Annotated in this window: 10 protein-coding genes and 2 pseudogenes; 4 read left to right on the top strand and 8 right to left on the bottom strand. The window is 63.8% G+C overall.

Annotated elements, in window-relative coordinates:
• The 4 genes and pseudogenes from ACQKPE_RS05030 to ACQKPE_RS05045 form a co-directional block, all read left to right on the top strand.
• A pseudogene (locus ACQKPE_RS05030) lies at positions 1–119 on the top strand (hypothetical protein); the annotation flags it as partial.
• Positions 94–462 (top strand): annotated as a pseudogene (locus tag ACQKPE_RS05035) (class II fructose-bisphosphate aldolase); the annotation flags it as partial. The pseudogenes ACQKPE_RS05030 and ACQKPE_RS05035, both read left to right, overlap by 26 nt.
• 178 nt (positions 463–640) lie before the next feature.
• Positions 641–1,942 (top strand): hypothetical protein, encoded by a 1,302-nt coding sequence (locus ACQKPE_RS05040; protein WP_427663751.1) that lies wholly within the window; start codon positions 641–643, stop codon positions 1,940–1,942.
• Between the two features lie 167 nt (positions 1,943–2,109).
• Positions 2,110–4,233 (top strand): putative bifunctional diguanylate cyclase/phosphodiesterase, encoded by a 2,124-nt coding sequence (locus tag ACQKPE_RS05045; protein ID WP_427663753.1) that lies wholly within the window; start codon positions 2,110–2,112, stop codon positions 4,231–4,233.
• A 105-nt stretch (positions 4,234–4,338) separates the two neighbouring features.
• Here ACQKPE_RS05045 and ACQKPE_RS05050 read toward each other — a convergent pair whose 3' ends face one another.
• The 8 genes from ACQKPE_RS05050 to ACQKPE_RS05085 all read right to left on the bottom strand — a co-directional run bounded on the left by ACQKPE_RS05050 (position 4,339) and on the right by ACQKPE_RS05085 (position 13,689).
• Positions 4,339–5,271: a carbohydrate kinase family protein gene (locus ACQKPE_RS05050; RefSeq protein WP_427663754.1), complete on the bottom strand. Its 933-nt coding sequence runs from the start codon at positions 5,269–5,271 to the stop codon at positions 4,339–4,341.
• 38 nt (positions 5,272–5,309) lie between these two features.
• On the bottom strand, positions 5,310–6,821 hold the full coding sequence (gene xylB / locus ACQKPE_RS05055; RefSeq protein ID WP_427663866.1) for a xylulokinase: 1,512 nt from the start codon (positions 6,819–6,821) through the stop codon (positions 5,310–5,312).
• Complete coding sequence (locus ACQKPE_RS05060; RefSeq protein WP_427663755.1) at positions 6,818–8,293, bottom strand: mannitol dehydrogenase family protein; 1,476 nt, start codon at positions 8,291–8,293, stop codon at positions 6,818–6,820. The genes xylB and ACQKPE_RS05060 overlap by 4 nt, the downstream gene beginning before the upstream one ends.
• 21 nt (positions 8,294–8,314) lie before the next feature.
• A complete protein-coding gene (locus ACQKPE_RS05065) occupies positions 8,315–9,427 on the bottom strand; it encodes an ABC transporter ATP-binding protein (RefSeq protein WP_427663756.1) in 1,113 nt (370 codons plus the stop codon).
• Between the two features lie 48 nt (positions 9,428–9,475).
• The gene (locus ACQKPE_RS05070) at positions 9,476–10,309 is read right to left on the bottom strand and encodes a carbohydrate ABC transporter permease (RefSeq protein WP_427663757.1); all 834 of its coding nucleotides are present in this window, start codon (positions 10,307–10,309) and stop codon (positions 9,476–9,478) included.
• Between the two features lie 10 nt (positions 10,310–10,319).
• On the bottom strand, positions 10,320–11,243 hold the full coding sequence (locus ACQKPE_RS05075) for a carbohydrate ABC transporter permease (protein WP_427663759.1): 924 nt from the start codon (positions 11,241–11,243) through the stop codon (positions 10,320–10,322).
• Positions 11,244–11,324: 81 nt separating this feature from the next.
• Positions 11,325–12,635, bottom strand: a complete 1,311-nt coding sequence (locus ACQKPE_RS05080; RefSeq protein WP_427663760.1) for an ABC transporter substrate-binding protein — start codon at positions 12,633–12,635, stop codon at positions 11,325–11,327.
• A gap of 148 nt (positions 12,636–12,783) precedes the next feature.
• Positions 12,784–13,689, bottom strand: coding sequence for an AraC family transcriptional regulator (locus tag ACQKPE_RS05085; protein WP_427663762.1), 906 nt, complete (start codon positions 13,687–13,689; stop codon positions 12,784–12,786).
• Between the last annotated feature and the right edge of the window lie 97 nt (positions 13,690–13,786).

Consider the following 13,786-nt stretch of genomic DNA (forward strand, 5'->3'; position numbering starts at 1 on the left):
TCCTGCTGACCGGCCTGCTCGGCGTGCTGTCGGTGCTGTGCTCGTGGAAAGAGATCCAGCGCCACGTCGGCTTCTTCCACCTCAACCTGATGTGGTTCTTCCTCGGTACCGCAGGACTGGCTGGCGATCATCAACGAGTACGGCGGCGCGATCAAAGAAACCTACGGCGTGCCGGTCGAAGAAATCGTCGAAGGCATCAAGTATGGCGTGCGCAAGGTCAACATCGACACCGACCTGCGCCTGGCCTCCACCGGTGCCATCCGCCGCTACATGGCCCAGCACCCGAGCGAGTTCGACCCACGCAAGTTCTTCGCCGAGACCGTGAAGGCCATGCGCGATGTGTGCATCGCCCGTTATGAAGCGTTCGGTACTGCCGGTAATGCCTCGAAGATCAAACCGATCTCCCTGGAAGGTATGTTCCAGCGCTATGCCAAAGGTGAGTTGGCTGCCAAGGTCAACTGATTGAAAATTTGAAATTAAAAACCCGCAGAGATGCGGGTTTTTTTATGGGCCTAATTAAGTTTGTCGCGTTGAACTGTCGATTTTTTCTTGGGGGATGTCTGGTACTTCTGGTAGGAGGCGAAGTTTTTTTCATGTGTTAGCTTTAGATTTTACTCACTATTGCAAGGCATGGTTTGCTGTGGATTTTGACAATGTAATAACGGCGCAGACGGGTGAAATGTTTATACTGCCGGAACATGAGGGCTCTGTAGAGTACGAGGCACGTGCGCACCTTGAAGGTATTTCGGAAGATCAGGTAGATGGCCTGGAGCCCAAGGACGGGTATTGCCCAGGTGGTGGCGTTAATAATGGTGTTTGTACACCGGAAGACTACGTCCGCTTTGACTGGATGGAGAGATACGCGGGTGTGCGGGTACTGCCGATAGGCGAAGCGATTCTGCTCGGTACCCATAATTCCGGTTTCGACAAAAAGGCATTTCCCGCCCCGTCTTCGGAGACGTGTCAGGATCGTCCGATAAACGATCAGCTGGCATGGGGTGTTCGTTCGCTCGATCTACGTGTCGAGTTTTTTAGCGCCAGTCAGGGTGCGAGACGCTTTCGCATCTTTCACAACAGTACTAATAATCGCACCGTGGAAACGGACGTTCTGCGAGCACTGTCGGAATACCGATATTACAAAGGTGCTCATAAAGAAATCGTTATTTTAAATTTCCATCGATTCAACAAGTTCACCTATGCTGCGCACGACGAGTTGAGGGAACTTATCAAACGGTATTTAGGTAAAACCATCGTTCCCGTTGCCTGTAAGGAGGCGGCCATCGTGCAGCTCTGGGCGATGGGCATGAATACCGTCGTGTCTTACAACCACACGTATCGTGATGCAAGTTTCTGGCCCGGCGTCCAACAGCGCTGGATTGGCAAGCATACGCCGTCGGAAAATGAGATGGCGAACTTCATTTTGAGAGTTGCTCAAGAAAACAAGGGGTTCGGTGATCTACGCGCCATACAAGCTGCTTATTATTCTCTGCCATTTTTCGTACCGAAAGACCTTTCCAGGCAGCTGATAACATGGTTTTCGGCCTGGGGGGACCACGCGCCGATTCAGGGGCATTACATCATCAATACGGATTGGTCTCTGCGTCAGAGGCTGGCAGATAAGGTGGTCTATGCGAACCAGCGGCGTGCTGCGGCTCGAGACCTCCGTATCATCGAATCCTCAACGTCGTCAGGCTCAGTTGTACAGACGCGTGCCTACGGGATCTTTTCCATCCTAAATGGCGGCTCGGGCGCCACGCTGACATTCGCCGCCAATACGTCCGGTAGCCCATCGATACAGGTCATTACCAATTTATCCGACTATGCTCGCTCGATCTCCTGGGCAGGGCAGATGAGGACAATCAACCGCAACGACTGTCTGGTGTTCAGGGTGCCGCACGGCGGCACACCGACGTTGCTCGGCACCTACAACAGATACACCTGATAGCGCCTCCAAACCTGGCTGTCACGCTGGCCGACTGCCCGTTAGTCGGCTAACGTGAAGCTAGATGGCCTATAGCCAGTTCTTCGCGTTGCGTCTTTCAATAGTAGGACTAGAGTGAGTAATCGGATCCGATTGCTTGACCTGGTTGGCCTTACAAGAGAAGCCGCATGGATGTCGCTCACACACAAACCCCGGATAGCCGCTCGGTTCTACTGGTCGTAGACGACTACCCGGAAAACCTGACCAGCATGCGGGCCTTGCTGTCGCGTCAGGACTGGCAGGTATTGACTGCCAGTTCCGGCATGGAGGCCCTGAGCACCCTGCTCGAACAGGAAGTGGACCTGGTCCTGCTCGACGTGCAGATGCCGGAAATGGATGGTTTCGAAGTGGCCCGCCTGATGCGCGGCAGCCAGCGTACCCGGCTTACCCCGATAATCTTCCTCACCGCCAACGAGCAGTCCCAGGCCGCTGTGCTCAAGGGCTATGCCAGTGGCGCGGTGGACTACCTGTTCAAACCCTTCGACCCGCAAATCCTCAAGCCCAAGGTGCAGGCGTTGCTCGAGCAGCAGCGTAACCGCCGCATGCTCCAGCGCCTGACCCGCGAGCTTGAGTCGGCGCGGGCGTTCAACGCCTCGATCCTGGAGAACGCCGCCGAAGGCATCCTGGTGGTCGACGAGGACGGGACTATCGGCTTCGCCAACCCGGCTATCTCGCGCCTGCTCGAAGCGCCTGTGGATAACCTCAAGGGCGCCCATGTGCTGGAGCTGATCCAGCTACCCAGCGCCAGCCTGTGGCGCGAGTCGGACTTCTACCAGGCCTACCTCGGCCGGCAGATCTTCCGCGTGCACGATGCCCAGCTGCGCAAGGCGTCGGGCCAGTTGGTGCCGGTGGCGCTGTCCTGTGCGCCCTTGCCGGTGGAGCAGCAGGCGATGGTGGTGACGGTGCTGGACATGTCGGTGGTGCGCAGCCTGCACCAGCAACTGGAGCAGCAGGCCGTCACCGACCCGCTCACCGGCCTGCTCAACCGTCGCGGCTTCTACCAGGCCGCCGAGAGCCAACTGGTGCGCAACGAGCGCACCGACAAGTTCCAGGCCCTGATGTACATGGACCTCGACGGCTTCAAGCGAATCAACGACAACCTTGGGCACGAGGCCGGTGACCAGGTGCTGCGTTGGGTCGCCGAGCAGTTGAAGGAGTGCCTGTGCAGCCACTCGCTGCTGGCGCGTATGGGCGGCGATGAATTCACCGTGCTGTTCGACGGCCTGGCCTACCCGGAACTGGCCGGGCGCTATGCCGAGCGCTTGCTCGAACGCATGGCCAGCTACCCGCAGCAGGATGGTATCGAGGTCAGCCTGGGGGTGAGCATCGGCATCGCCACCTACCCGGATTGCGGTTCGAATGTCGAAGGCCTGCTGCGCGCGGCGGACGCTGCGATGTATGCGGCCAAGCGCGCCGGGCGCCATCAGTACCGCTTCTACGACCAGGAGCTCAATGGCCGGGCCCGTTCGCGGCTGATGCTCGAGGATGGCGTGCGCACGGCCATCGAGCACAAGGATTTCACCCTGGTGTACCAGCCCCAGGTGGCGTTCGCCGATGGCCGCCTGCGCGGTTTCGAAGCCTTGCTGCGCTGGCAGCACCCCAGTGTCGGCGATGTGCCGCCTGGGCTGTTCATTCCCTTGCTGGAAGAGGCCCGGCTGATTCACCGCCTGGCCAGCTGGATCTACTGCAAAGGCGCGGCGCAGCGCCGCGAGTGGTATGGCGTCTTCGAGGACGCGCTGGTGCTGGGCATCAGCCTCAGCCGTGCCCAGTTCACTCAGCCGAACCTGGTGGATGAGCTGCAAAAGGTGATCCAGGAACAGGGGCTTGAGCCTTCGCAACTGGAAGTCGAGGTGGCCGAGACGTCGCTGATGTACGACATCGATGCGGCGGTGCGTCAGGTCAGCCGCCTGCGCGAGCTGGGGGTACGGGTGGCGCTGGATGATTTCGGTGCCGGCGATTGTTCGTTGCGCATGCTGCGCGATCTGCCCATCGACACGCTCAAGCTGGACCGCCACCTGGTGGCCAGGCTACCGGATTCGCAGGCCGATACGGCACTGGCGCGCAGCGTCATCGAGCTGTGTGCCGACTACGGCATCACGGTGATCGCCGAAGGGGTGGAGACCGAGGCCCAGGCGCAGTGGCTCAAGGCCAATGGCTGCGCCTATGTGCAGGGGTTCCTGGTGGCGCGACCGATGATGGCCAGCGATGCCAGGCAATTCCCGACGATGTATTCGTGGCCGTCGCAGTCATAGCGGTGGTTGTGTCAGTGCCGGCCTATTCGCGGGCAAGCCCGCTCCTACAGGGGCATCGCAAGCCCTGTAGGAGCGGGCTTGCCCGCGAAGAAGGCGCCGCAGTAACTAGAGTTCGTGCGCAAACGGCAACTGCGGCCCCGTCTTGGAACAGGTGATCGCCGCCGCACGAATGGCGAACGCCAGCATCTCATCGATAGCCTCGCGCCCAAGCCCAGCCAGCCCCTCCGGGCTGTCCGCGCCAAGCCGCACAAGGTACGCCAGCACCGCCGCCTGGAAGGTATCGCCTGCCCCCACCGTGTCCTTCACCGCCAATGAGTCGTCGGCAGGCCTGGCCCACGAGCCATGGGCGCAGTGCACGCTGGCGCCTTCGCCACCATGGGTGACGAACACCAGGCGGCAACGCGCGTTCAGCCAGCCGCGCGCGACGTCTTGCGGGTCGCGCCCGGGGTAGAGCAGGGCCAGGTCTTCCTCGCTGGCCTTGATCAGGTGGGCATGACCGGCGAACGCCTCTACCTGGCGCCGCCACAGCTGCACATCCGGCTGCGGGTTGAGCCGCACGTTCGGGTCCAGGCTGATCAGCCGCTGCCCACTCTCGCGTTGCACAAGGGCCAGCAAGGTATCGGCCACCGGCGTCACCACCAGGGTGTAGGAGCCCACGTGCACGCCGCGCACCTGTTCATCCAGCAGCGGCAGGTGCTCGTGGCGCACCTGCCGGTCGGCGCAGCCTTCGCCGCGGAACTGGTATTGCGCCGAACCGCTGACATCCAGGCCGACCATCGCCAGGGTGGTGGGCGCATCGCTGGTCACCAGCCAAGTGCAGTCCACCTGCTCGCCCTCCAGCACCCGGCGCAGGCGCGCGCCCAGGTAGTCGCTGGAAAGGCCACCGAACAGTGCCGAGGCTACCCCCAACCGCTGCAAGCCCACCGCCACGTTGAACGGCGAGCCACCGGCGATGGCGGTGAAGCCAAGCTCACCAGCACGCGGGCTGGTTTCTTGGCTGAAGACATCGAACAGGGCTTCGCCACACACCAGGTACATGAAATTCTCCGACTCGAAAGATGGGCAAGGATACCCGCTCAGCGCGCGGGCAACTGCGCAAGGTAGCGTTGATAGGCTATTTCATAGGCGGCCTGCTGGGCTGGCCGGGGCAGGGTGCGGGTGGACTCGTCGAGGCTGACGCAGCGTTGGCACAGGGCTTCCAGGCTGTCGCCGCCACCCTGCTGACGCCCCAGGCTCCAGGCCGCCTGGAGCGCCGCGCCGAGGGCACCGGCTTCGGTCTGGCGAGGACAGACCAACGGCAGGCCGAGCAAATCAGCGAGTACCTGGCGCCACAGCGGGCTTTTCGCCGCGCCACCCACCAGGCGAATTTCCGTGCCTTGCAGGCCCCTGGCGCGCATCAGGTCGAGGCCATGGCGCAGGCCGAAGCAGGTGCCTTCGAGCACCGCGCGGCAGAGGTTGGCGCGGGTCAGGTTGCTGCTGGTCATGCCGTGCAGGCTGGCGCTGGCATTGGGCAAGGCCGGCACCCGCTCGCCATTGAAGAACGGCAGCATCAGCAGGCCATCGGCACCGATCGGCGCTTGCCCGGCCAGCTGGGTGAAGTCTTCCAGTTTCAATTGCAACAATTCCTGCACCAGGCCGCAGGCGCTGGTCAGGTTCATCGTACAGATCAGCGGCAGCCAGCCGCCGCTCGAGGCGCAGAACGTGGCCACCTCGCCCAGCGGGCTGACCAGGGCATGCTCGGCGTGGGCCGCCAGGGTGCCAGAGGTGCCCAGGCTGAGGGTGATGACGCCGGGGTGGATATTGCCGGTGCCGATGGCGGTCAGCATGTTGTCGCCGCCACCCGTGGCTACCTGCGCTTTAGGTGAAAGGCCCAGCAGCGATGCGGCCTGCTCGCGCAGCGGGCCGATGCAGGTGCCAGGTTGCAGCAGTTCCGGCAATGCCGTCGGCAGGCGCTCGCCGGGCTCGATCAAATGCAGCACATCCGCGGCCCAGGCGTTGCGGCGGACATCGTAGTAGCCAGTGCCCGAGGCGTCGCCGGGCTCGGTGCAGACCCGGCCGGTCAGCCAGTAGTTGAGGTAGTCGTGGGGCAGCAGGAGATGCGCCGTGCGGGCGAACAGCTCGGGGAAATGGCGCTTGCTCCACAGCAGCTTGGACACCGTGTAGCCCGGCGCGATCACCAGCCCCAGGCGCTCCAGCGAGCCTTGGGGGCCGCCCAGGGCCTGGAGCAGCTCGAGGTTTTCCGGCGTGGTTTCGGTGTCGCACCACAGCTTGGCCGGGCGCAGCACCTGGCCCTGGGCATCGAGCAGCACCAGCCCGTGCTGCTGGCCGGACACCGCCAGCCCGCGAATGTCCGTACCCTCCACACCGGCTGCGTGCAGCGCATTGACCACCGCCGTACGCAGAGCCGCAAGCCAATCGGCGGGTTCTTGCTCGCGACGCCCTTCGTTACCCTGCGGCGGCGCATGGGTGGCGCTGCCCAGGCCCAGCACCTGGCCGCTGGCGGCGTCCAGCACCAGGGCCTTGGTGCCTTGGGTGCCGCAGTCGATGCCGAGAAACAGTCCATGCATGGGGGCGCGCTCCGGGGTCAGTCGCCGAGTACTTGGCTCAAGGTCTTGCTCACGCCGTGTTCGCGCAAGCTGTCGTACATGCGCTCGAACGCCGCAACGAACGCCTTGGAGGCCGGGATCGCCGTGCCGAAGATCACCTCGTCGCCCAGCACCCGTGCCGCCAGCCCTTCGCGCTGCACCACCCGGGCCTTGCAGTCTTCGGCGCGGGGGTCGGGGATCTCGTAGCGTGTGCCCTGCTCGTCCACGCCACGCAGGTACAGGGCCCAGGCCGCCACCACCAGCGCCACGCGCTCCAGTGGCTTGCCATCGGCGATCAGGCGGTTGGCAGTGGGCACGATGAACTTGGGAAACTTCGACGAGCCGTCCGAGCACACGCGCTCGAGCTGGTCGGCGATGGCCGTGTTGGAGAAGCGCTCGGTCAGGCTGCCCTTGTACTGCTCCAGGTCGATGCCAGGCACCGGTGCCAACTGCGGGGTCACGTCCAGGTCCATGAAGGTGCGCATGTAGCGGCGCAGCAGCGGGTCGGCCAGGGTTTGATGGACGAACCGGTAGCCTTGCAGGAAGCCCAGGTAGGTGAGCGCCAGGTGGCTGCCGTTGAGCAGCTTGATCTTCATTTCCTCGTAGGGCGTGACGTCGTCGGTGAACTGCACGCCGACTTTTTCCCAGGCCGGGCGCCCGGCCACGAACTTGTCTTCCAGCACCCATTGCAGGAACGGCTCGCAGACCACCGGCCAGCGGTCCTCGACGCCGTGGTGTTCGGCCAGTTGCAGGCGGTGGGCGGCGCTGGTCATGGGGGTGATGCGGTCGACCATGGCGTTGGGGAAGCTGACGTGGCTGGCGATCCACTGGGCCAGATCATGGTTGGCCAGGTGGGCGAAGGCCAGCAGGGCCTTGCGCGCCACATCGCCGTTGTGCGGAAGGTTGTCGCAGGACATCACCGTGAATGCACCCAGCTTGGCCTCGCGGCGTCGGCGCAGGGCCTCGCAGAGGAAACCGAAGACGCTGCGCGGCGCGCGGGGGTTGGCCAGGTCGTGCTGGATCATCGGCAGGTCGGCGCGAAATTCGCCGGTGCTGTCGTCGATGCAGTAGCCGCCCTCGGTAATGGTCAGCGAGACGATGCGAATGCCCGGCTCGCACAGCTTGTCCAGCAGTGCTGCGGGGCTGTCTTCGGCCAGCAGCATGTCGTTGATCACGCCGATCACCCGCACCTCGGTGTCGGGCGTGTCGCCCAGTTCGAACAGGGTGTAGAGGTGGTCCTGAGCATCCAGAGTGTCGCGCATGGCGCGGTCGTCACTGCGCAGGCCCGCGCCGCAGATCGCCCAGTCGAGGCCTTCGCCGCGGTTCATCAGGGCATCGGTATAGGCCGCCTGGTGCGCGCGGTGGAAGCCGCCGACGCCGATGTGCACGATGCCCTGGGTCAAGGTTGCCGGGTCGTATGAAGGGCGTGCGACGGTATTCGCCAGTTGCCCGAGGTTGTGCCGGTTGAGTTTCATCCTGGATACCTTGAGGCGGCTTCAGGCCGCCTGTTGCAGTCGTTTGTCGAGGGCTTGGCCGTTGCTGTCGAACAGGTGGCAGTGGCCCGGGTCGAAAGTCAGCTCCAGCTGCTCGCCATAGCCTGGGGCGAAGTCGCCGCGTACGCGCACGGTGAGCATTTCCCCGCAGGCGCTGCGCACATGGCAGTAGCTGTCGCTGCCCAGGCGCTCGCTGACGTCGGCAGTGACTTGCAGCGAACCCGCATCGCCAACGCCGGTGCGGGTGATGTTCAGGTGCTCGGGGCGGATGCCCAGGGTCACCGCGCTGCCGGTGGCCAGCTCGCCCACGCACAGTGGCAGGAGGATGCGCGCGCCGCACTCCAGGGCAACTTCGCACTGGTTGCCCTGGTTGCGGCTCAGGTGGCCGCGCAAGAAGCCCATCTTCGGGGTGCCGAGGAAGCCTGCGACGAACAGGTTGGCCGGGTGGTGGTACAGCTCCAGCGGCGAGCCGACCTGCTCGATGCGCCCGCCATTGAGCACCACTACTTTGTCGGCCAGGGTCATCGCCTCGACCTGGTCGTGGGTCACGTAGATCATGGTCGCGGCCAGCTCCTGGTGCAGCCGCGCCAGTTCAAGGCGCATCTGTACGCGCAGGGCGGCGTCGAGGTTCGACAGCGGTTCGTCGAACAGGAATATCTTCGGGTTGCGCACGATCGCCCGGCCGATCGCCACCCGCTGGCGCTGGCCGCCGGAGAGCTGGCGTGGTTTGCGTTCGAGCAGCGGTTGCAATTCGAGGATGCGTGCGGCGTTGTCCACCTTGCTGGTCACTTCGCGTTTGTCCACGCCAGCCAGGTCCAGGGCGAACGAGAGGTTCTTGCGCACGGTCATGTGTGGGTACAGGGCGTAGGTCTGGAACACCATGGCCAGGTCGCGTTTGGCTGGGGCGGTGTCGGTGATGTCGACGCCGTCCAGGGCGATGCTGCCGCTACTGACTTCCTCGAGCCCGGCGATCAGTCGCAGCAGGGTCGACTTGCCGCAGCCGGACGGGCCGACGAACACCACGAACTCGCGGTCGCGTACGTCTAGGTCGATGCCCTTGATGATGGCGTGGCCATCGAAGCCTTTTTGCAGGTTGCGGATCTTCAGGTCAGCCATGTCGAGTTACCTCCGCAGTGGCCAGAAATATGAATTGGAAGGGCCGGCTCATTTCACAGCCCCGAACGACAACCCTCGCACCAGCTGCTTCTGGCTGATCCAGCCGAAGATCAGGATCGGCGCGCACGCCAGGGTGGAAACGGCCGAGAGCTTGGCCCAGAACAGCCCCTCGGGGCTGGAGTAGGAGGCCACCAGCGCGGTCAGCGGGGCGGCGGCCGAAGAGGTCAGGTTGAGCGACCAGAACGCCTCGTTCCAGCACAGGATCAACGACAGCAGCAGGGTCGAAGCCAGGCCGCCACGGGCGATCGGCAGCAGCACATGGACGATCTCCTGCCAGGTGCTGGCGCCGTCCAGGCGGGCGGCTTCGAGGATGTCCACCGGGATGTCCTTGAAGTAGGTGTACACCATCCACACCACGATCGGCAGGTTGATCAGGGTGTAGACGATGATCAGCGCCAGGCGCGAGTCGAGCAGGCCGAACTGCTTGGCCAGCAGGTAGATCGGCATCAACACGCCCACCGGTGGCAGCATCTTGGTCGACAGCATCCACAGCAGCGTGCGCTTGGTGTGGCGGGTCTCGAAGAAGGCCATGGAGTAGGCCGCCGGCACCGCGATGAGCATGCACAGCAGGGTGGCCGAGAACGAGATCAGCACCGAGTTCCAGGCGTAGGCGAAGTAGTCGCTGCGCTCGTTGATGTGCAGGTAGTTCTCCAGCGTCGGCGTGAAGATGAACTGCGGCGGCGTGGCGAAGGCGTCCAGCTCGGTCTTGAGGCTGGTCAGCAGCATCCAGAAGATCGGGAAGAAGATCACCAGGGCGATGCCCCAGCACAGCAGGCCGATCAGCCCGTCACGCAGGCGGCGGTTTTGCTTGAGTGTCAGCATGGCGGGCTCCTTAGCTGCGCTCGGTGAGGTTCTTGCCGATCATTCGCACCAGCACGATGGCGGCGATGTTGGCGATCACCACGGCGATCAGGCCGCCGGCCGAGGCCATGCCGACGTCGAACTGCAACAGCGCCTGGTTGTAGATCAGGTAGGCGAGGTTGGTGGACTCGTACCCGGGGCCGCCGCTGGTGGTGGTGAAGATCTCGGCGAACACAGAGAGCAGGAAGATGGTCTCGATCATCACCACTACGGCGATGGGCCGGGCCAGGTGCGGCAGGGTCAGGTGCCAGAAGATCGCCAGGGGGCCGGCGCCGTCCAGGCGTGCGGCTTCCTTCTGCTCCTGGTCGAGCGACTGCATGGCGGTCATCAGGATCAGGATGGCGAACGGCAGCCATTGCCACGACACGATCAGGATGATCGACAGCAGCGGGTAGTGCGCCAGCCAGTCCACGGGCTGCGCGCCGAACAGCCGCCACACCGCAGCGAGAATGCCCGACACCGGGTGCAGGATCAGGTTCTTCCACAGCAGCGCGCTGACCGTGGGCATGATGAAGAACGGCGAAATCAGTAGCACCCGCACCACGCCGCGGCCCCAGAACTCACCGGCCTCGAGCAAGGCGGCGATCAGCACGCCGAGCACCACGCTGATCAGCAGCACGCTGCCGACCAGGGTCAGGGTGTTCAGTGCGCCGGGCATGAAGCCTGCGTCGGTGACGAAGAAGCTGAAGTTCTCCAGCCCCACGAAATCGTTTTCGCCGGGGTAAAGCAGGTTGTAGCGGATCAGCGAGAAATACAGGGTCATGCCCAGGGGCACGATCATCCACAACAGCAGCAGCGCCACCGAGGGGCTGACCAGGAACCAGCCGGGGCCGACCTTGCGTTTAGCGGGGCGCGGGGCGGCGACGGGCTGGGTGTCGAGGGCCGAGGTGTTCATGGCGACTCCGTGGGTTTCTTTCGAAAAGGGCGCGGCCGGCCGCCACCGCGCAAGGTCTGCGCGGTGGCGATCAGGGACGGGCTACTTGGGGTAACCGGCGCGTTTCATCTCGCGTTCGGTGGACTGCTGGGCAGCGGCCAGCGCCTGGTCGACCTTCATCTGCCCGGTCAGGGCGGCGGAGAACAGCTTGCCGACCTGGGTGCCGATGGCCTGGAACTCAGGAATGGTCACCAGCTGGATGCCCACGTAGGGCACGGGCTTGAGGGTAGGCTGCTTGGGGTTCACCCGCTTGAGCGACTCCAGCGTCACCTTGGCGAAGGGCGCGGCGGCCAGGTACGCGTCGCTGTAGGTCGAGGCGCGGGTGCCGGGCGGCACGTTGGCCACGCCTTCCTTCTCGGCCACCAGCTGGCCGTAGGCCTGGGAGGTGGCCCAGGTGCTGAAGGTCTTGGCGGCGTCCTTGGACTTGGAACTGGCAGGAATCGCCAGCGCCCAGGAATACAGCCACGAGGCACCTTTGTCGGTGACCTCTTTGGGCGCGAAAGTGAAGCCGGTGTCGTCGGTGACCTTGCTCTGGCTCTTGTCGGTGACGAACGAGCCGGCCACGCTGGCATCGACCCAGATGGCGCACTTGCCGCTGTTGAACAGCGCCAGGTTCTCGTTGAAGCCGTTGCTGGAGGCGCCGGGCGGGCCGTACTGCTTCATGGCGTCGACGTAGAAGGTCAGCGCGTTCTTCCACTCGCTGCCGTTGAATTCAGGTTTCCATTGCTCATCGAACCAGCGCGCGCCGAAGGCATTGGCCACGGTGCCGATCAGCGCCATGTTCTCGCCCCAGCCGGCCTTGCCGCGCAGGCACAGGCCGTACTGGCCCTGGTCGGGCTGGTTGAGCTTGGCGGCGAACTCGCCAATCTGTGTCCAGGTGGGCTGCTCGGGCATGTTCAGCCCGGCCTGCTGGAACAGGTCCTTGCGGTAGTAGGTGATCGAGGCTTCGGCGTAGAACGGCAGGGCGTACAGCGTGCCCTTGGCCGACAGACCCTCGCGCACCGAGGGGAACACGTCGTCGAGGTTGTAGTCGGCGGGCAGGTTGGTCATGGGTTCCAGCCAGCCTTTCTCGCCCCACAGCGCCGCTTCGTACATGCCGATGGTCAGCACATCGAACTGCCCGCCCTGGGTGGCGATGTCGGTGGTCAGGCGCTGGCGCAGCACGTTTTCCTCGAGCACCACCCACTTGAGCTTGATGTCCGGGTGCTGCTGCTCGAACACCTTGGCCAGGCGCTGCATACGGATCATGTCGTTGTTGTTGACCGTGGCGATGGTCAGGGTTTCGGCGGCCTGGGCGAACAGCGGCAGGCTGAGGCAGGCGGCGGCCATGCAGGCCTTGATCGAGTCGTTCATCTGTGAACTCCCCTCCCGGGCCGGGTGACGGCGCGGAAGACATTATTGTGTTTTTTTATGTCGCTCGCTGCCGATTACACCGTTGCACGGCCATGCGGACAAAGCCTTGCCTGCACAGTGGCTGATACTTTTTTGCGCTACTGGGTTTTCAGGGCTGGTTCTGCTCGGTCAGGCGCTGGGTCACCAGGCTGCGATAACCGGAGGGGGTCATGCCTTTGAGTTGCTGGAAGCGCCGGTTGAAGTTGGACAGGTTGCTGAAGCCCGATTCGAAGCACACCTCGGTGACTGGCAGGTCGCTTTTGGCCAGCAGTTCGCAGGACTTGCTCACCCGCAGTCGGTTGACGAACTCCACGAAGCCGCGCCCGGCAGTCTGCTTGAAGAAGCGCGAGAAGTAGGTGGGGGTCATGCCCAGGTGCTCGGCCACCTCGTTCTGGGTGAGGTCCTGGGCGTAGTGCTGGAAGATGTAGTCCACCGCCCGGTTGATACGCTCGACGTTGTGCTCGTCGGCCAGCTGCGAGGAGGTGACGGTGGACAGCAGTTGGTAGTCCTCGCAGGCGGCGAGCTGCTCCATGAGGATAAAAAAGTATCCCAGGCGGGTCATGCCGCGGCTGTCGGCGATGCGTTGCAGCAGCTGGCGGCTTTCGCCGATCAAGGCCGGGTCGCGGAATTCGATGCCGTAGCGTGCCCGGGCCAGCAGCGGGGCCAGCTGGTTCAGCTCGGAGAACACGCTGCTGCCGTCTTCCAGCACCTCGTCGGTGAAGTTCACCAGCATGTCGCGCTCGTGTACCGCTTCATCGGGGGCCAGCTGGCTGATCCAGTTGTGGGGCAGGTTGGGGCCGGTCAGGAACAGCGTGTCGGGGCCGAAGTTGCCGATGTAGTCGCCGATGAACACCTTGCCTGCGCTGGCGACGATCAGGTGCAGTTCGTATTCCTTGTGGAAGTGCCAGCGCACCAGCGGGCTGGGGAAGCCGTGCTGGCGGTAGATCAATGAATGACCTTCGTGGTCGTCCATCAATTCATAGGACGGGTCGGTGACTTTGCTGGTTCTGGGCATGGTGATCGCGTCGACCGGGGGCGAGTGGACATCCTAGCCAAAAATGCCAGCCTGTGTCGGCTCACTATTCGTTAAACTGCCACCATCGTTCTGCCAG

Source organism: Pseudomonas sp. NPDC089554 (genome assembly GCF_050280645.1).
Taxonomy (GTDB): domain Bacteria; phylum Pseudomonadota; class Gammaproteobacteria; order Pseudomonadales; family Pseudomonadaceae; genus Aquipseudomonas.

Coding starts and splice junctions, on each gene's coding strand:
- ACQKPE_RS05045 (WP_427663753.1), top strand. CDS start 2,110: ATGGATGTCGCTCACACACAAACCCCGGATAGCCGCTCGGTTCTACTG.
- ACQKPE_RS05050 (WP_427663754.1), bottom strand. CDS start 5,271: ATGTACCTGGTGTGTGGCGAAGCCCTGTTCGATGTCTTCAGCCAAGAA.
- ACQKPE_RS05060 (WP_427663755.1), bottom strand. CDS start 8,293: ATGAAACTCAACCGGCACAACCTCGGGCAACTGGCGAATACCGTCGCA.
- ACQKPE_RS05065 (WP_427663756.1), bottom strand. CDS start 9,427: ATGGCTGACCTGAAGATCCGCAACCTGCAAAAAGGCTTCGATGGCCAC.
- ACQKPE_RS05070 (WP_427663757.1), bottom strand. CDS start 10,309: ATGCTGACACTCAAGCAAAACCGCCGCCTGCGTGACGGGCTGATCGGC.
- ACQKPE_RS05075 (WP_427663759.1), bottom strand. CDS start 11,243: ATGAACACCTCGGCCCTCGACACCCAGCCCGTCGCCGCCCCGCGCCCC.
- ACQKPE_RS05080 (WP_427663760.1), bottom strand. CDS start 12,635: ATGAACGACTCGATCAAGGCCTGCATGGCCGCCGCCTGCCTCAGCCTG.
- ACQKPE_RS05085 (WP_427663762.1), bottom strand. CDS start 13,689: ATGCCCAGAACCAGCAAAGTCACCGACCCGTCCTATGAATTGATGGAC.